Source organism: Mesorhizobium argentiipisi (SeqCode) (genome assembly GCF_037179585.1).
Classification (GTDB): domain Bacteria; phylum Pseudomonadota; class Alphaproteobacteria; order Rhizobiales; family Rhizobiaceae; genus Mesorhizobium; species Mesorhizobium argentiipisi.
Map to the genome: position 1 here is coordinate 99,042 of NZ_JAPYKO010000018.1, position 17,950 is coordinate 116,991.

Sequence of the window (17,950 nt, forward strand, 5' to 3'; positions counted from 1 at the left end):
GCCGTGACGGACTGCTCATATGGCGGATAGAAAGCCGAGGATCAGGAAAGCCTGATCGGGCGTCATCAGCGACGGCGGGTTGCCGGCACCGATGTTGTCGACGATACAAAGATCGGGTCGGGCGCGGCGTGATTGTTCGAAGGCCTGCCTGTCGATGAACCCGCTCTCGCGGTCGTACATGAGCATGACGTGGGCCTCGAGCTTGGCGACCATTGGGAACAGGTCATATTTGCGGCCGGTCATGGCTTCGAAATTCCCGGTCGTGGCCGGATCGTAAGCCAAACGAAACCCGCCAGCCCCCGCGGTAATTCTGCTATCGATAAACCGGTCGAGGACCCGCGTCTCCACCCGCCCCATGCCCGGATTTGCCGCACGCAGATATTCCCCTGCCTGGGCGCGCGTCTGGAATACAAGCGCTGCTTCGCGGATGGCCTCGTTTCGCAAAGCATCGACCTTCGGCCCGCCAACCAGGGGAACATCGTTGAGGACAATCCTGTCGACGCGGCTGCGGTTCGCATAAAGGAACAGAACGAGGATCAGCCCGCCCCATGACGTGCCGACGAAATGGTTCTCCTTGCCGGAAAACTGACTGAGCGCGCGCAGGCACCTGGAATAGATATCAATATCGTAGCCGGAGCCGAGATAGGCGCTGCGACCCCGTCCGAGCAGGTCGGGGCAGATCACCAGATAGCCGTTGCGGCAAAGGAACGCCGCGAGATAATCGAAATCGGAGCCATTGCCGGCAAAGCCATGCAGGCAGAACACGGTGCCGCGCGATGGTCCGGTCGGCTGCCAGATGCGCACAAACATCGAGGCATAACGATCGCCAAGACGGATGAGGATTTCCTGCGTCAACACCTTGGCGTGGCTGGCCTTGTCCATCAGGCGTCCCGCTTGCGGACGGCGCGTTTCATCGCACCACGGGCGTCGATGAAATCGCGCTTCCAGTAGACCGACTTATCGAGGTTGAGCAGTTTCGCCTCCTTGATCAGCGGCAGGATGTGCGAGGACGAGCGCGTGGCCATAATCGTCGCGGCAATGGCGGTGCCGCCGGGGTCGGGATTGAGCGGCCCCTTGTTTGCAACCCACGTTTCGGCAATTTCGCGGTTGGTCACGATCCAGCCGACGTAAGCGACGATCGCATCGTCGATGGAACCGATAAGGTGCGTCTGCTGCTCGATCTGGTAGCGCAAGGACTTCACCATCTGTCCAAACTCGTAGCCGTCAAAGGGCGGATAGTGCGCAATGAAATTGCAGACGAGCCCGAGAGAGACCGGGTTGAAAGGAACTCGGGTAAACAGGAGTTTGCTCATGCGGATTCGCGCGTTTCCAACGGGTCGCGACAATATGATGTGTGGCCAGCTCCGGGCTAGTGGGCAAAAAGGAGCTTCCCCAAAAGTCACGGGGAGCCATGGGGTACCGCGATGCACGGGCCTAGAACGTCTTCACCACCTTCTTGCCCCGCCGGCCGTCATGCGCTTCCACGGCCTTCTCCACGGCGCGCTTCAGCTCGTCCTTGATCTCCGCCGTCTCGGCCATCAGCGCCTCGATCTTGAGGAATTCGAGCACGCGGTATTTCGAGACATTCGGCCGGATCAGAATGTCCGGCGGGTGCTGCCTGAGCTTGTTGGCGATGATCGACTGCATCATCAGTTGCGTGGCGCCATACATCAGGTCGACGGTGGTCGGATGCCTGCGCTCGGCCTCGCTCGGCGCGCCGACGACGTCGACGGCGATAATGATGTCAGCGTCATTTTCGATGAGGTCGAAAGGCACGGGGTTGTAGATGCCGCCATCGATCAGCACGCGGCCCTCGCGCGTCACCGGACGGAAGACCGCCGGGATGGCCGCCGAAGCGGCAAGCGCCGAATGCAGGTCGCCTTCGGTGAACACCGCAAGGCTGTGCCCAAAATAATCGGTCGCCGTCACCTTGAGCGGGATTTTCAGCGCCTCGAATGTCTGCGGGATCGCCTCGGGCAGGAAAGCTTTCAGGATGCGCTCGATGTTGAACTGGCTGACGCGGATGCCGCCCTGCATGGCCTCGGCGATCGTGCCCGGCCGCGAGCGCCACATGCGCGCCGCCACTTCGGCCCGGCTGCCGAGGACCGACCGGGCGTAATCGTGAATCTCGGCACCCTTCGTGCCCGACGCCATGCCGGCGCCCATGATGGCGCCGATCGACGAGCCGGCAATCGCCGCCGGTTTGATGCCAAGCTCGTCGAGGGCCTCGATGATATGGATGTGCGCAAGACCGCGCGCGCCACCGCCGCCGAAGGCCACCCCGAAGGTTGGGCTCATCCCTTGCGGCCTCCCGCCACCTGAACCAGCGGCGGCCCGATGACCATCACCGCGGGGTCGGACGACAGGAGCTTTTTCGCCGCCGCCTTGACGTCGGCCAGCGTCACCGCGTTGATGAGAGCCGCGCGCCGCTTGATATAGTCGATGCCGAGATGATCGATCTGCAGTTCCACCAGCGTCGTGGCGATGGAACTGGAGGAATCCAGATTGTTTATGGCGTAGGCGCCGACCATATATTTCTTGGTCGCCGCGAGCTCCTCCTCGGTCGGGCCGTTCTCAGCCATGTCCTTTACCACCTGGCGCACGATGACAAGCGTTTCGGCCGCGCGGTCCGAACGCGTCGCCGTCGTCACCAGCAGCGCATTTGAATGCTCGTGATCGACGAGATCGGAGCTGACGCTATAGGCAAGGCCGCGCTTCTCGCGCACCTGCTCGTAAAGCCGCGAGGTGAATGTCGAGCCGCCGAGAATCTCGTTCATCAGCACGGCGGCGTAGAAATCGGGATCGCTGCGCTTCACGCCCGGCCAGGCAAGCTGCAGGGAGGTCTGCGGCAAGTCGTAATTCACTTCGAGCTGCTGGCCGAGCTTGGGCTTGACGTCGGCAACCGGCGCCAGCGTCTGCCTGTCCGGCAGGTCGCCGAACACCTCGTCAAGCCTGCTGCTTAACGTCGCGGCGTCGATATCGCCCACCACGGCCACATGCAGGCCGCCGCGGGCGAAATTCGCTTTGTGGAAGGCCCTGAGGTCGTCGGCAGTGATGGTGGCGAGGCTGTCTTTGTCGCCCTCGTCCGGCCGCGCATAGGGATGCTGGCCATAAATCGCGCGCAGCCAGCGCTGCTGGCCGATCGTGTTGGGGTCCCGCTCATTGGCGAGGATGCCGGACAGTATCTGGGCGCGGATGCGGTCGATCGGCGCCTGATCGAAGCGCGGGCTGTTCACCGCCAGCTTCAGCAGGCCAAAAGCCTCGTCCTTCTGATCGGACAGCATGCGCATCGAGCCATAGGTGCCATCGCGGGCGGCCTGAAAACTCATCTCGGCGCCGGCATCGTCGAGCTTCACCTGGAAAGCCTCGCTGTCGAGGCCGCCGGCGCCCTCGTCGAACAGCCCGGTCATCAGGTTGACCAGGCCTTCCTTGCCGGCAGGGTCCTGCGCCGTGCCGCCGTCGAAGACGAAACGGATCGCAATCAGCGGGATCGAATGGTCTTCCACCAGCCAGGCGGTGACGCCCTTCTTCGACTTCACCTCCTGGATGTTCATCTCGGCGCGCGCGGCAAGCACCGGCAAAAGCAGGAAGAACAGGGCAAAGCAAAGGGTGGCGACGGCGCGGTAGAGCTTGCCTTCCTCTCTCGCCAGGGAAGGAGAAGCGATCGTACGGCCAAGAACCATGCTCATCATCAATTCCCCGCCTGCTGCTGCGGCAAGAGATAGCCGCTGGTGGAGCGATCGAGCACCAGATAGCGGGCGGCGACCGCCTTGACCTCAGCGGCGGTTACCTTGCGGATGCGGTCCGGCCATTCCTGGACGTCCTTGACATTGCCGCCCGTGGCAAGCGTCGAGCCGTACATGTTGGCCATGTCTTCCTGCTTGTCGCGCGCAAAGATCATGGAGCGCACATAGCGGGTCTTGGCCCGCTCCAGCTCATCCTCGCTCACGCCGTCCTTGACGATTCGGGCGATCTCGGCATCGACCGCCGCCTCGATATCGACAAGCTTGGCGTCGCCGAGCGGGGCGCCATAGACCGTGAAGTTGGTGGCGTCGAGCATGGTGCCCTGGAAGTAGGCGCCGGCCTCGGAAGCGATACCCTGCTTGACGACGAGCTGCTGGTACAACCTGCTGCGGTTGTCGCCGCCGAGGATCTCGGCAAGCAGGTCGAGCGCCTCGGCTTCGCCGGGCTTGGCCGTATGATAGGATGGCACCACCCATTGCGTCGAAAAGCTCGGCACCGAAACGCGCGCGTCGGTGAGCGTCACCGTGCGCTTCGTGTTCTGCTCGGGCTCGACGGGACGGATGCGCGGCCGCAGGTCCGGGCCGCGGGCGACCTTGCCATAGGTCCTTTCGGCCATCGCCTTCACCGCGTCGGGATCGACGTCGCCCACCACCACCAGCACGGCGTTGTTCGGCCGATAATAGGCGTCGTAGAAGGCTTTCGCGTCCGGACGGTTCAACTGCTCCATCTCCTGCATCCAGCCAATGACCGGAATGCGGTATGGCTGGTTCTGCCAGAGCGTCGCATCGACCTCCTCGTCGAGCACCGCCTGCGGACTGCCGTCGATGCGCGAGCGGCGCTCCTCCAGGATCACGTCGCGTTCGGTCTTGATGACATCATCGGTCAGGATGAGGTTGCGCATGCGATCGGCCTCGAAGCCCATCATCTCTTCGAGAGCGGAAGGCGGCACCGTCTCGTGGAAGGCGGTGTAATCGTAGGAGGTGAAGGCGTTGTTTGAGCCGCCGATTTCAGCCACGGCACGATCGAACTCGCCGGCGGCGTGTTTGGTCGTGGCCTTGAACATCAAGTGCTCGAAGAAATGCGCGATGCCGGATTTGCCGGGCGGCTCGTCAGCGCTGCCGATCTTGTACCAGACCATGTGGGTGACGATCGGGGCGCGGTGGTCCGGGATGACGACCACTTCCATGCCGTTGTCGAGCAGGAAATCCTTGACCGCGCCGTCATCGGCCGCGCGGGCCGGAACTGCCGCGAGCGCCAGCGTACCGGCGAGAAGCGCCGCTCGCAGCCCAATCCCCGTTGCTGTCATCAAGGTCTCCGGTTCCGGTTGCGCGACGATAGGCAAGGTTCGCCGGCGAGGCAAAGTGAATTGTTCGGCATTTTCGAGGCGCTTGCACCATTTCCTTCTTCCCCCGCGGAAGAAGAGCAAGCGTCAGGCTCAGCCAACGACGATAAACCGAATAACGGTTTCGCCGTAATTGCGCTCATCCATCACCGAAAAACCGGCGCCCGGTTCGAATGGCGCCGACGCCGCCTCCTCGACGACGCAGAGCGCGCCAGGCAGAAGCCAGCCGCCGCCCTTGGCCGAGCGTAGCGCGCGCTCGCCGAGCCCTTTGCCATAGGGCGGATCGGCAAAGACCAGCCCGAAGGGCGAGATCGTGCCGGCTTCGCCGAGATGCGTGGCGTCGCGGCGGAAGATCTTGGTGCGACCGGTGAGCCCATAGGCCTCGACGTTTTCGCGGATCAGGCCTCGCCCTTCCGTCGATTCCTCGATGAAGACGCAGTAGGAGGCGCCGCGCGACAGCGCCTCAAGCCCGAGCGCGCCCGTGCCGGCGAAGAGATCGAGCACGCGGCCGCCTTCGAGTCTTTCCGCGTAGCGATGCGCCAGGACGTTGAATACCGCCTCGCGGGTGCGGTCGGTGGTCGGGCGGATGGCATTGCTTTTCGGTGTCGCCAGCGGACGCCCGCGAAACTCACCGCCGACGATCCGCATCGCCGCCCCTCTTCGGACCGCGCGGCCTGTCGCCGCCATCGCCTTCAGGGCGCTCGCCGCGGGGCTTGCCGAACGGTTTTGCGCCTGGCTTGCCCTTGCCGCCCGGTTTGAACGACGCCTTGCGCGCCTTGGCGTCGGCGGCCTTGGCGGCATCGGCTTCTGCCCTGCCCTTGCCGATCGGCCTGGCGCCCGGCGCCATCCAGACATTGGCCTTGCGCTGGCCCGGCGGTTCGATCGGCCGCTGCTCGCGTTCGGATTTCTTGCCGCCGAAACGAGGCTTGTCGCCGAACCCACCGCGAGGCTTGTCGCCGAAACCGCCGCGGTCAGGCTGCGCGCCACGCTCGCCAAACGGCCGGTCCGGTTTCGTCGAGAGCTTGCTCAGCGCCTCGTCGCGGCTGCCTTCGCGGCGCTTGCGCGCCTTGATCAGCCCGCCCTCGCCGATCGGCCGGCGGTCGCCGTCGCGCGTGAATTTTGGCCGGTCGGCCTCTTCGCGGCGCGGCCCGCCGCCGCGCACCGGCTTGTTGGAAAACGGCTTTTGGATCTCGGCATCGAAATTGGCGCCGGATTCCTCGATCAGCCGTTCGCCGAGCTGTTCGCGCAGCACACGGCCCTTGATCTCGAGCACATGGCCCTCCGGCAGATCCTCGAGCTGGAACGGCCCGTAGGAGATGCGGATCAGCCGCGTCACATCGAGGCCGAGCGCGCCGAGGATGTTCTTCACCTCGCGATTCTTGCCTTCGCGGAGCCCAATGGTCAGCCAGGCATTGGTGCCCTGCTCGCGGTCGAGCGAGGCCTCGATGGAACCGTAGAAGACGCCGTCGACGGCGATGCCTTCGCGCAGGCCGGCGAGCGCACTCTCCTCGACCTTGCCGTGAACGCGCACACGATAGCGCCGCAGCCATCCGGTGGCCGGCAATTCGAGCACGCGCGACAGACCGCCGTCATTGGTGAGCAGCAAAAGGCCCTCGGTGTTGATGTCGAGCCGGCCGATCGTCATCAGCCGCGGCAGGTCGGACGGCAGCACGTCGAAGACGGTCTTGCGGCCTTCCGGATCGCGGTTGGTGGTGACGACGCCCGCCGGCTTGTGGAACAGGAAGAGGCGCGTGCGCTCGATCGGCGGGATCTCGGTGCCGTCGAGATGGATGACATCGTTGGCGCCGACATTGAAGGCCGGCGAGTCCAGCACCTGACCGTTCACCTTGACGCGGCCGGCGGCGATCAATTCCTCGGCGTCGCGGCGCGAAGCGATGCCGGCGCGCGCCAGCCGCTTGGCGATGCGCTCGCCGCTCTCCGGCGCGGCTTCCGAGGGACGCGGCCGCGGCTTGAAGCCGCCTTCCGGCTTTCTTGCGGTGCCGTCGCGCGGCGGGCGATCGCTGAAGTCGCGCTTCGGCCGGTCGGCGAACTCGCGTGCCGGGCGATCACCGAATTCGCGCTTGGGACGGTCGAAACGTCTTTCGCCCCGCTCGCTGTCGGCGGCCATCGGCCGCTCGCCACGCGGTGTGGAAGGCTTGCGGCTCTTCTCGAAGGGCTTGCCGTCGCGCGGCGGACCTTTGCGGAACGGCCTGTCGCCGCGCTCCCCGCCTTCCCCCATTTCACGCGGCCTGTGGCTGCGCTTGAAATCCCGGGCCGGGCGCTCGCCGTCGGCAGCCGCCGGCCGGTCGCCGCGCGGTGCGTAGGGCTTGTGGCCCTCGCGCTTCTCAAACGGCTTGCCTTCCGGGCGCGGGCCTTTGCGGAAAGGCCTTTCGCCGCGCTCGGCGCCCTCGCCCGCTCCGCGTGGCTTGTAGCTGCGCTTGAAGTCGCGGCGTTGGCCGTCGGCATCGCGGCGCTCGCCTTCGGCGGCCATAGGACGCTCGCGCTTCACGAACGGTTTCTTGGGACCAAAGCCCGGCTTGCCGCCGCGGCTTCGCTGGCCCGCCGGTTTCGAGCCGCCTTTGCGCGGCCCGCGTGGAGATTTCTTGTCGTCGTTCATTACTTTGCTCGTCTTCGCCTGCTACGACGCCGCGCGCCCTTGCGGACGCCCAACGCAGGCAGTGTCATTCTTGATTTTGCGCATCCAGCTGCGCGGCAAAAACCGATTCCGGTTTTCAGGGTCTCGCGCTAGATAACAGGATCACTCTCGGGTGGCGAGAAGTAATCGGAATGGAGACCGCGTGAAACGACCGGATTTCATGGCCATGGCGCTTGAAGAGGCCGTGGCGGCCGCCGGCCGCGGCGAAGTGCCGGTCGGCGCCGTGATCGCCGATGGCGGCACGGTGATCGCGAAAGCCGGAAACCGCACGCGCGAACTCTCGGACCCGACCGCGCATGCCGAGATGCTGGCGATCCGCGAGGCCTGCCGGAAGCTCGCCAGCGAGCGGCTGACGGGCCACGACCTCTATGTGACGCTAGAGCCTTGCATGATGTGCGCCGGCGCGATCTCCTTCGCCCGGCTGCGGCGGCTCTATTTCGGCGCCGCCGACGAGAAAGGCGGCGCGGTGATAAACGGCGTGCGCTTCTTCGCTTCGCCCACCTGCCACCACACGCCAGACATCTATCCGGGAATGGGCGAGAGCGACGCCGCCCTCATACTCAAGGACTTTTTTCGCGAGAGACGGAATGGCGGGTGAAGTGAGTAGTGAGTAGTGAAGCAGGTCACTACTGACTACTGACTACTGACTACTGACTACTGACTACTGACTACTGACTACTGACTACTGACTACTGACTACTGACTACTGACTACTGACTACTGACTACTGACTACTGACTACTCACAGGCCGAGCCAGTCGAACCAGCCGCCCTTCTTGCCTTCGGCCTGCGCCTTGAGGCGGCGCTCCTTCTTGTACTCGTCTTCGCCGAGTTCGTTCTGCGGCGCGGTGGCGGCCGCCTGGCGATAGGCAAGCGGCGGCTCGCTCAGATATTTGCGAGTGGTCGGATCGCCCTGCTTCTGTTCGGCCAGCCGGCGCTGAACCTCGGCGCGGCGCGTGGCGCTGGAATCGTCCGGCGACCAACGTGGTGGGTGGCTGGAACCCGAGTCCGCCATCGCCCTCTTCACCGCTTCGGGATCGGTCTGCACGTCCTCGGCCGCTTCAGGCTGGTAGTTCGGATCGTTCTGGTGTGCGGTGGCGTCGGCACGGATGCGGGCGCGGCGCGCCTCCGGCGATTCGGGCCAGTCGGCGCTCGCCGTCTGGATGCTCTGCTGCGGCGCCGGCAGATTTTCCTTCTGCCCAGGAGCCGGCTTCACCAGTTCAGGACGCGGCTTGTAGTCGATCGGATCGCGACGCTTCGGCGTGATCGCGGCCGCGCCGGAAACATCATCGAAGAGCTGCGCGGCAGCGGTCTTGCCGGTCCCGTAGGTGGGCGAGCTCACACAGCCGGACATTGCAATGGCCGATACCACCAGCGGCGCCACCAGCGCGGCGCGCGCAAACGTTCTGTCGGTCATGCCAAAAAGTCCCACTCTAACAGCCTTTCGGTCGCCACCGGCCAACGGCACGATCCCCTTCTTCCCCGCACTTGCGATGGAAATCCGGCGACAATTTGTCTGCCGGAGTGTCGCGTGTTTACCTCAACCACTTATTAAGGGCAACGCGCGGGCGATTATGGGCCGCCCGGCGTGGCACTTTTGCACCGGCTTATAAACGGCCAAGCGCCTTCAGCTCGTGCAGCACCGCCGCATCGCGGGCCGAAACGTCCGGGAATTCCGGGTCCTGGCCGACATCGGCGGTGTAGCGCCAGGAGCGCGCGCATTTGACCAGACCGCGATCCTCGGCTTTCTCCACCACCACCGCCACGCCCTTGACGTCGTCGAGCGTGAAGGCGCCTTCCGGCGCCTTGCCGCGGCTGATGACGAGATCGCTGGTGATCGCCATCTCGGCCATGTCGACATCGGCGATCGCCGCCTCCAGCGCGGCGTCGTCAATGGTGACCACCGGCACGGCCTCGAGCGACGAACCGATCAGCTTCTCGGCGCGCGCGATCTCCAGCGCGCCGGTGACGACGCGGCGCACCTGTCTCACCTTGCGCCATTTCTCGGCCAGCGCCTCGTCGCGCCAGTTCTGCGGGATCGCCGGGAATTGATCGAGATGCACCGAGACGGCTTCCGGATGGCGGTCGAGCCAGGCTTCCTCGGTGGTAAAGGGCAGCATCGGCGCGAGCCATTTCACCAGGCATTCGAAGAGGTGGCGCACCACCTGCACGGCCGCTCTGCGGCGCAGGCTCGACGGTCCGTCGCAGTAAAGCGCGTCCTTGCGGATGTCGAAATAGAAGGCCGAAAGCTCCACCACCATGAAGTCGAGCAGCGCACGGGTGATGCGCTTGAACTCGAATGCGTCGTAGCCCTGGCGCACCACCTCGTCCAGCTCCGACAACCGGTGCAGCATCAGCCGCTCCAGTTCCGGCATGGCCTCGACCGGCACATCCTGGCCGTCGTCATGGGCAAGCGTGCCCAGCATCCAGCGGATGGTGTTCCTGAGTTTGCGATAGGCGTCGATATTGGTCTGCAGCACGTTCTTGCCGAGGCGCTGGTCTTCCCAATAATCGGTCGTCACCACCCAGAGCCGCAGGATATCGGCGCCGGACTGTTTGATGACGTCCTGCGGCACGACGGTGTTGCCGAGCGACTTCGACATTTTGCGGCCTTCCTCGTCCATGGTGAAGCCATGGGTGATGACCGTGTCGTAGGGCGCCCTGCCCCTGGTGCCGCAGCTTTCGAGCAGCGAGGAATGGAACCAGCCGCGGTGCTGGTCCGAGCCTTCGAGATAGACGTCGGCCGGCCATTTGAGGTCCGGACGGTCTTCCAGCGTGAACACATGCGTCGAGCCGGAATCGAACCAGACGTCGAGGATATCCATCACCTGGTGCCATTTCGAGGCATCGTGATTGCCAAGGAAGCGCGCCTTGGCGCCCTCGGCGAACCAGGCGTCGGCGCCTTCCTTCTCGAAAGCGTCCATGATGCGCTGGTTGACCGCCTCGTCCTTGAGCACATTGCCGTCTTCGTCGGCAAAGACGGCGATCGGCACGCCCCAGGCGCGCTGGCGCGACAGCACCCAGTCGGGGCGCTCCTCGATCATGGCGCGGATGCGGTTCTGGCCCGCCGCCGGCACGAAACGCGTGTCGTCGATCGCCTTCAGCGCGCGGCTGCGCAGCGTCGTGCCGTCACCAAGGTCCTTGTCCATGTAGACGAACCATTGCGGCGTGTTGCGGAAGATGACCGGCTTCTTGGAGCGCCAGGAATGCGGATAGCTGTGCTTCAGCCGGCCGCGCGCGAAGAGCGCGTTGCGCTTGATCAGCTCGTCGATGACCGCCTGGTTGGCGTTGCCCTTCTTGCCGTTGTCGTCGATGACGCGCGCCGGTCCACCTTCGCGTCCTGGGCCGAAGCCAGGCGCGTCCTTGGTGAAGAAACCGGCATCGTCGACCGTGAAGGGGATCGTGGTGTCGACGCCGCGCGCCCGAAGGTCAGCGGCAGCTTCCATCCAGGCGTCGAAGTCCTCGCGGCCATGGCCGGGCGCGGTGTGCACGAAGCCCGTGCCGGCATCGTCAGTGACATGCTCGCCGGCAACCATCGGCACCGGGAATTCGTAGCCGCCGCCGAAGCCCTTGAAAGGATGCGAAAGCGTAAGCTTCCCAAGCTGTTCGGCCGAGACGCTGTGAAGCCTGTTGAACGTGACCTTGGCCTTGGCGGCGCATTCCTCAGCCAGCGCGTCGGCAAAGATCAGCTTCTCGCCGGGCTGCGGGCCAAAGGCGTTCTCGGCCGCCGTCACCTCATAGAGGCCATAGGCGATGCGCGGCGAATAGCTCACGGCGCGGTTGCCGGGGATGGTCCAGGGCGTGGTCGTCCAGATGACGACGTGGGCCTCGACCAGATCGAGCGCGGCCTCGTCCAGCGCCGGCGCGGCGCCGGCGACCGGCCGGGCGAGGCTCGCGACCGGAAACTTCACCCAGACCGTGTCGCTCTCATAATCCTGATACTCGACCTCGGCCTCGGCGAGCGCGGTGCGCTCGACCACGCTCCACATCACCGGCTTCGAGCCGCGGTAGAGCTGACCGGACATGGCGAATTTCAACAGCTCGCCGGCGATGCGCGACTCGGCATGGTAAGCCATGGTCGTATAGGGATTGTCGAAATCGCCGATGACGCCGAGGCGCTGGAACTCGCCGCCCTGCACCTTGATCCAATGAGCCGCGAAGTCGCGGCATTCCCTGCGGAACTCGTTGACCGGCACCTCGTCCTTGTTCTTGCCCTTGGCGCGGTACTGCTCCTCGATCTTCCATTCGATCGGCAAACCGTGGCAGTCCCAGCCCGGCACGTAGTTGGCGTCGTAGCCGCGCATCTGGAAGGAGCGGTTGATGACATCCTTGAGGATCTTGTTCAGCGCATGGCCGATATGGATGTTGCCGTTGGCGTAGGGCGGGCCGTCATGCAGCACGAATTTCTCTCGGCCGGCGGCCTCCTCGCGCAGCTTTTTGTAAAGATCCATGTCCTGCCAGCGCTTGACCAGGCCAGGCTCCTTCTCGGGCAGCCCGGCGCGCATGGGGAAATCCGTCTGCGGCAAATAGAGCGTTTTGGAATAGTCGATCGTTTCAACGGTGTCGGTCATTGATCTGCCATCTCAGGGTACCCGACGATAAAAGCCGGGGCGTCAAGTCTTGCTTTGACGCATATCGTTTTCCCGAAACCGAAGCCACCTTCGGGTGATATGCGTTGATGTTCATGAAAAACGCGAGGGGCGCGCGCGAAAACTCCCGGCGGCTCCAGCGGCGCTCAGGCCGCCCGGAACACCGGGCCCGTAATTCGTATCGCGATCGCGAAAAGGCGCGAAAAGCTCGTCATGGCGTGGCTTTTAGCGGATGGCGCGGCAGGAATAAAGCGCGGATTTCAAGGCATGAGGCCGCTTTCGCGACCTACATCGTGAAATTGAAGCGATAAGTGGTCGAGACACCGAAGTTCCACTGGTTGCGGTCGCCCCGTTCCTTGACCAGGCTGGAATCGGCAGCCGGCCCCATCAGGCGCGAATATTCGGTGAAGACGCTCGCCGTCATCGGCTCGGTCACCTTCCAGGTGATCGCGCCGCCGAGGCCTGTCGACTTCACACCACCGCCCGGATGGTATTCGCTCAAGCCCGAAGCCGCCGCTTCCTTGGCGTTGACGCCGTAATAGGCGTCGAAATAGTCGGACGAGGCGAAGGAGACGCGCGGGCCGCCAGAAATGCGGACCGTTGGCGTGACGTCGTAGAAGGCGTCCGCGGCGATGTCCGCGACGAAACCGTTATGGGCTCGAATGCCGTGCCGCAGCTCCGCCCGTGCCCTCACCCAGTCGAGCGGATAGAATTCGAAGAAGCCACCCACCTCGCCGCCCCAGCGCACCGGATCGAGGCCTTTCAGCTCGTCGTCACTCTCGCGCGAGAATAGGAACTTGCCGGTCAAGCCGGCGCGAACGGAACCGTCATCGATCAGCGCCAGCGAGATGTTGTCGTTGCGCGAGGCGAAGCGCGCCTCGGGGCCGACCTTTCCGAGCGAGATGATCGGCTGGGCGCTGAGCATGTATTTCCTGCCACCCTCGAAATTCGGCGCGACGAGCCCCGTGGCGCCGAGGGTGAGATACCAGTCGCCGGAGATCCAGCCGCCTTCGCCTGCCTGAGCGACAGGCGCGGTGGACAGACCTACGGCGAGAGCCAATGGAATCTTCCCGACAATACGCATCGTCACCCCTTACGCGAAACGCGCCGGCAGCACCACTCGCCAGCGCTCAAGCCATGCCGTGCGCTCGGTAAAATTTGACTTAAAATCCGCAACATGGACGGCAGCTGCGAATATGAGAACGGCTACCGGATCAGGTGCTGCGCGGCGCGACCGGAAGATCCAGCAGCCTCGCTACAGCCTTGGTGCCCTTTCCGCCAATACGCGCAGAGCCGTCGTCGCCCACCTCCACCGTGGCACCGTTTGCGAAGCTCAGTGACCAGCCGTCGTTCCTGACGTTGCGCCGGCGGTCGGTGAGTTCGATACCGCCGGCGGTGACCAGCGCGACAATCTTGTCAGCGTCCATCCTCGACCTCCGGATACGGGCCATCAATTCAGGTCGAGCCCGCCGGTAAGGTCGCCGAGCGGTGGCTCGCCATGCGCGGCAACGGCTCGGTCGCGAACCACTATGCCGTGCAGCACGGGCAGTTCGAAGCGCTCGGTAATGAGGCGAAGGATCGAGGTCGTGTCATAGGGCGTATGATCGACATAGTCGTGTTTGGCGAAGGGCGAAACGATGATTGCCGGGATGCGCGTGCCCGGACCCCAGCGATCGCCCTTGGGCGGCGCGACGTGATCCCAGATGCCGCCATTCTCGTCATAGGTGACGACGACCAGCATATGCGGCCATTGCGGGCTCCTCTCCAGATGCGCGATGACATCGGCGATATGGCGGTCGCCGGCCTGGATGTCGGCATAGCCGGAATGCTCGTTGAGATTGCCCTGAGGCTTGTAGAAAGAAACCTGCGGCAGGACGCCATCGTCGATCGCCTGGATGAAGCTCACGCCGCCCAGTCCGGCATCGCGCAGATGTTCGCGCCTGGCTTCGGTGCCCGGCGCGAAGCTGGCGTAATAGTTGAACGGCTGGTGGTGGTACTGAAAATTCGGGATCGGCGTATGGTTGCCGTGTTCAAGCGTGTACTGCCAGGCACCCGAATACCAGGCCCAGCTGACGTGCTTGAGGCTCAGCATGTCGCCGATGGTCGGCTCGGTCTGCGGTGGCAGGGTCGTCGGCTTGGCCGGATCCGCCAGGCGCGGATCGCCGCCCGGCGCCGGATCGTTGCCGCTCGGCTGGTAAGGCGGCTGCATCGTGTTCACCGCGTAGAAATCCGGCGTCAGATTGCCATCGGAGACGAATTTCGGGATGCCGTCGCGCGCCGATTTCGGTGAATTGTCGGCGACCTTCAGCGCCGTGCCGCTGTCATCCGTCACCGCGATCGAGGGCTTGGCCGGGTTCTTGTCGGCATCCGCGTAGTAAGGCGCGCAGGCGCAGATCAGCCACTGATGGTTGAAAAAAGAGCCGCCGAAGCCACCCATGAAGAAATGGTCGGCCAGGACGTACTTCTGCGCAACGGCCCACATATCCCCCTTGGAAGTGTCCCAATTGCTCATCGGCATGGCGCCTGAATCGCCCCATGCGACGAACATGTCATTCTTGCCGCCGTTGATCTGCATCTGGTTCTGGTAATAGCGATGCCAGAGATCGTGCGTTGTGGCGTTGAGCGGCACATTGAAACCTTTCGCGTCGTTCACAGTGAACGGCGCGTTCGGAAGGTGCTCGGTCATCGCCTGCGTCACCGGCGGCGTGACGCCCTTGGCAGTCAGCCCGTCCCATACCGGCGGAAGCTCGGAGAGCACCGAACCGTCACGGTCACGCTGCTCAAGACTTTCCTTGCTTGCCTTGTCGATGCCATCGGCACCGGGAAAATGGCCGTAAAGATTGTCGAAGGCGCGGTTCTCCGCGAAGATGACAACCACCGTTTCTATTTTTGACATGCCGTCCGGGGGATCGCCGGGCTGGGCTGCGGAAGCGGACGCTGAAGCGGCAGCGCACAGAACGAAAGTTGAGGAAAACAGGGCAATCCCAGAGGAGCGCGTCATCACCGTACCTCACAGTCGTGCAAAATGGGATGACACCAGCTTCAGCGTATCTTTGCAATAGCAGCGAGGATCGTGGTGCCATTTGGGGATACCTTCCCAACGACAGGATGCGCTGGCCACATGTGGAGAGAAGTCCGACCACGGCGCGGCCATGTCGGACGGATCGGCCGGCGGCGATCGTCTTTAGGTGATGATGCTCTTCAGCGGCATGGCCTTTGGCAAACGGTAACCGCCAGTGTAGATTTCATGCTACGCGGCGCGCCGGTTCCGGCGCGACGTCTCTATCAGGTCGCAGGCCGTTTCCAGTCCGCCGGTAAGCGGGTTTGACGCGCCATAGGCAATGGCCGCCTCGCGCCATTGCGCACGGGTCGCCGGATCGCCGGCTTTCCGGATTGCCTGCTGCCATATTTCGGGATCGTCGCGATTGGCCACGACCAGTCCCGCCCCGCTGGCCTCGACGTATTTTGCATACCCGCAAGCGTCCGAGGCGACGACCGGCAGGCCATTCGCGAGCGCCTCGAGGATCACCGTCCCGGTATTTTCCAGGCGAGCCGCGTGGAGCATGAAATCGCTCACAACCACGATCGCCGGGATATCTTCCTGGATGCCCAGGAGCGTAACCCGTTCCGACATGCCGGATTTGGCAATCAGGCCACGAAGCCGCGTCTCTTCCTCGCTGTTCTTTCGAAGGCCGGCAATCAGCCAATGGATATCCGGAAACGGCTGAAGGGCCTTTACCGCCCGGTCGAGACCCTTCACCTTCAATCGATTGGCGATGGTCAAGGCGATGACCGCCTCGCGGGAAAGCCCGAAACGATCGCGGATCTCATTGCGGTCGACAGTCAGCAGGTCCGGCCTGCGGCGTTTCGGATCGAGCGTCGGCCCGACGACGTGAACGCGCGATTCCTCGGTTCGCCAGAAGCCGCGGTAAAGCGCTGCCTGCTGTTCACTGAGCGCAATGATCTGCGCGGCGTTGCCGGGGGCAAAGATCATCGATTCGAGGTTCTGCTGGCGCATGAAGCGGGGGGAAAACGGCCGCCACCATCCGAGCTTCGACGCAAAATAAGGCGGGTCGCCGGCATAGTAGATATCCAGGCCGGCCATCTTGTTGAAACCGACCACGCAGTCGAAGTCGCGCCTGGCCGCTAACACGGTCCTTCCCAGCGCATATTCGGTGCCGGGGTTGGAGAGAACCCGTGCCGCATGGACTTTTATGGTCGCCGAACTCTCGACATGACCGACCTGGCGCGTCGTCAGGATCGTCACGCTATGGCCGCGCTCCACCAGTCGGTCACTGATATTCAGACAATCTCTCTGCAGACCCCCGTTCATAAAGAGGGCAGAGATTGCACAACAGATTCTCATTACATTTTCCGGAGCGCCGCCTTACCCCAAGATCGACGGAGAGAGACTCCGGGTGCGCCCCAGACTTCCCCATTCAAACAAACACGGCCGGGCGCTCAAATGTTGGTCGTGTTGAAATGACGAATATGCTGTATATAGCTGGTTATCAAGAGACTTGGATGCTTTCGCGTTCAAGCTTTACCCGAAAGGACCCAGCTGGAGCGCGCTCATGAAAATTCCACGGAGCGCTCGCGGTTGCCAAGCGGGCTCCTACGGAAAGCCGCGATAGCCGTGCCGAAGGCCCTGCGCGAATATGACTGGCGGCAATGGCTGAGGCTGCAGCCGCTGCTGCATGCCCTCAAGACTGCCCGTTACCAGAGAATCGACCGGAGCTTTGTGCGTCAACCGGCCAAGGGTGGCGATATCCGTGATATCCGTGCCGCCGCCCGGGGCCGCCATGTCCTGCTGACCGTCGCCTTCGGCGATGCCCAGTGCCTGGAGCTGCAATTGCGACTGACGGGAGAACTTGTTCGCCGCGATCTCCACATAGTCGCCGACAACAGCATCAGCGATGCTTCCGCAGACGAGAACAGGCGGGTTTGCGCGGACCATGGCGCCGCCTATGTCAGGCTGCCAGCCAATCCGTGGACTGTGAAAAACCCGAGCCGCTCGCACGGCGCGGCGCTCAACTGGATGTGGCACAATGTCCTGAAGCCTGCCGCACCGGCCGCGTTCGGATTCCTGGACCAGGATCTTTTCCCGACGCGGCCATGCGACCCCTTCGAACCTCTTGAAGCCACGGCTTTTTACGGCGATCTGCGCTGGGCAGGCGCGCGATGGTATTTGTGGGCCGGCTATTGTTTCTTTCGATTCGACGCCGTCGGCCGCGAGCCTCTCGATTTCGGACTCGACTGGTTCGCCGGCCTCGACACCGGCGGGGCCAATTGGGAGGTGCTCTATCGGGATGCGGACCCGAATACGGTGCCGCAACGGCCGATAACCGCATTCGCCGCCCTGCCGGGGATTGAGTTCAGACAGGCCTATTGCGAATGGCGGGGTAGCTGGCTTCATGAAGTCGGCCTCGACGGCAACCGGTCGTTGAAGGCGAAAAAGCGTGAAGCGGTCCTGCGGCTGCTCGCCCCCGCCCTTGAGGTCTCGGCCAGATCGGCCAGACAAAGAAATTGACAGGAACTTTGGAATTGGAATTTTGAGATCGGGCTGCCGACATCCGGCAATTCAACGGCCATCCGAACCCGGCCGGTTATCGCAAGGAC

General features: G+C 63.8%; 15 protein-coding genes. 2 read left to right on the top strand and 13 right to left on the bottom strand.

The genetic code is table 11. From position 1 onward, the window contains the following. Window positions 1-15 precede the first annotated feature (15 nt). The 7 genes from O7A05_RS23085 to O7A05_RS23115 all read right to left on the bottom strand — a co-directional run bounded on the left by O7A05_RS23085 (window position 16) and on the right by O7A05_RS23115 (window position 7,703). Window positions 16-882 (bottom strand): alpha/beta hydrolase, encoded by an 867-nt coding sequence (locus O7A05_RS23085; RefSeq protein WP_337095246.1) that lies wholly within the window; start codon window positions 880-882, stop codon window positions 16-18. Beyond that, on the bottom strand, window positions 882-1,313 hold the full coding sequence (locus O7A05_RS23090) for a hypothetical protein (protein ID WP_337095247.1): 432 nt from the start codon (window positions 1,311-1,313) through the stop codon (window positions 882-884). Before O7A05_RS23090 ends, O7A05_RS23085 begins: the two co-directional genes overlap by 1 nt. 121 nt (window positions 1,314-1,434) lie before the next feature. Beyond that, a complete protein-coding gene (locus tag O7A05_RS23095; RefSeq protein WP_337095248.1) occupies window positions 1,435-2,298 on the bottom strand; it encodes a patatin-like phospholipase family protein in 864 nt (287 codons plus the stop codon). Further along, window positions 2,295-3,692, bottom strand: coding sequence for a M16 family metallopeptidase (locus tag O7A05_RS23100; RefSeq protein ID WP_415927043.1), 1,398 nt, complete (start codon window positions 3,690-3,692; stop codon window positions 2,295-2,297). Before O7A05_RS23100 ends, O7A05_RS23095 begins: the two co-directional genes overlap by 4 nt. Then, complete coding sequence (locus tag O7A05_RS23105; RefSeq protein ID WP_337095250.1) at window positions 3,692-5,050, bottom strand: M16 family metallopeptidase; 1,359 nt, start codon at window positions 5,048-5,050, stop codon at window positions 3,692-3,694. The genes O7A05_RS23100 and O7A05_RS23105 overlap by 1 nt, the downstream gene beginning before the upstream one ends. A 129-nt stretch (window positions 5,051-5,179) precedes the next feature. Then, window positions 5,180-5,734: a 16S rRNA (guanine(966)-N(2))-methyltransferase RsmD gene (gene rsmD, locus O7A05_RS23110; protein ID WP_337095251.1), complete on the bottom strand. Its 555-nt coding sequence runs from the start codon at window positions 5,732-5,734 to the stop codon at window positions 5,180-5,182. Next, a complete protein-coding gene (locus tag O7A05_RS23115) occupies window positions 5,715-7,703 on the bottom strand; it encodes a pseudouridine synthase (RefSeq protein ID WP_337095252.1) in 1,989 nt (662 codons plus the stop codon). The genes rsmD and O7A05_RS23115 overlap by 20 nt, the downstream gene beginning before the upstream one ends. A 181-nt stretch (window positions 7,704-7,884) precedes the next feature. Between O7A05_RS23115 and O7A05_RS23120 the strand changes: the two genes are divergently transcribed. Continuing rightward, window positions 7,885-8,340, top strand: coding sequence for a nucleoside deaminase (locus tag O7A05_RS23120; RefSeq protein ID WP_337095253.1), 456 nt, complete (start codon window positions 7,885-7,887; stop codon window positions 8,338-8,340). 144 nt (window positions 8,341-8,484) lie between these two features. On the opposite strand, the gene O7A05_RS23125 is transcribed toward O7A05_RS23120, so the two are convergent. The 6 genes from O7A05_RS23125 to O7A05_RS23150 all read right to left on the bottom strand — a co-directional run bounded on the left by O7A05_RS23125 (window position 8,485) and on the right by O7A05_RS23150 (window position 16,697). Continuing rightward, window positions 8,485-9,159 (bottom strand): hypothetical protein, encoded by a 675-nt coding sequence (locus O7A05_RS23125; RefSeq protein WP_337095254.1) that lies wholly within the window; start codon window positions 9,157-9,159, stop codon window positions 8,485-8,487. A 190-nt stretch (window positions 9,160-9,349) separates the two neighbouring features. Next, window positions 9,350-12,313: an isoleucine--tRNA ligase gene (ileS, locus tag O7A05_RS23130; RefSeq protein ID WP_337095255.1), complete on the bottom strand. Its 2,964-nt coding sequence runs from the start codon at window positions 12,311-12,313 to the stop codon at window positions 9,350-9,352. A 304-nt stretch (window positions 12,314-12,617) separates the two neighbouring features. Next, window positions 12,618-13,415: a MipA/OmpV family protein gene (locus tag O7A05_RS23135; RefSeq protein ID WP_337095256.1), complete on the bottom strand. Its 798-nt coding sequence runs from the start codon at window positions 13,413-13,415 to the stop codon at window positions 12,618-12,620. Window positions 13,416-13,545: 130 nt separating this feature from the next. Further along, window positions 13,546-13,758, bottom strand: coding sequence for a hypothetical protein (locus tag O7A05_RS23140; protein WP_337095257.1), 213 nt, complete (start codon window positions 13,756-13,758; stop codon window positions 13,546-13,548). 23 nt (window positions 13,759-13,781) lie between these two features. After that, window positions 13,782-15,332, bottom strand: coding sequence for an acid phosphatase (locus tag O7A05_RS23145; protein ID WP_415927044.1), 1,551 nt, complete (start codon window positions 15,330-15,332; stop codon window positions 13,782-13,784). 249 nt (window positions 15,333-15,581) lie between these two features. Then, window positions 15,582-16,697, bottom strand: coding sequence for a glycosyltransferase family 4 protein (locus O7A05_RS23150; RefSeq protein WP_337095259.1), 1,116 nt, complete (start codon window positions 16,695-16,697; stop codon window positions 15,582-15,584). Window positions 16,698-16,967: 270 nt separating this feature from the next. On the opposite strand from O7A05_RS23150, the gene O7A05_RS23155 reads away from it, so the two are divergent. Continuing rightward, entirely contained in the window at window positions 16,968-17,861 is an 894-nt protein-coding gene (locus tag O7A05_RS23155) for a hypothetical protein (RefSeq protein ID WP_337095260.1), read from the top strand. Window positions 17,862-17,950: the final 89 nt, after the last annotated feature.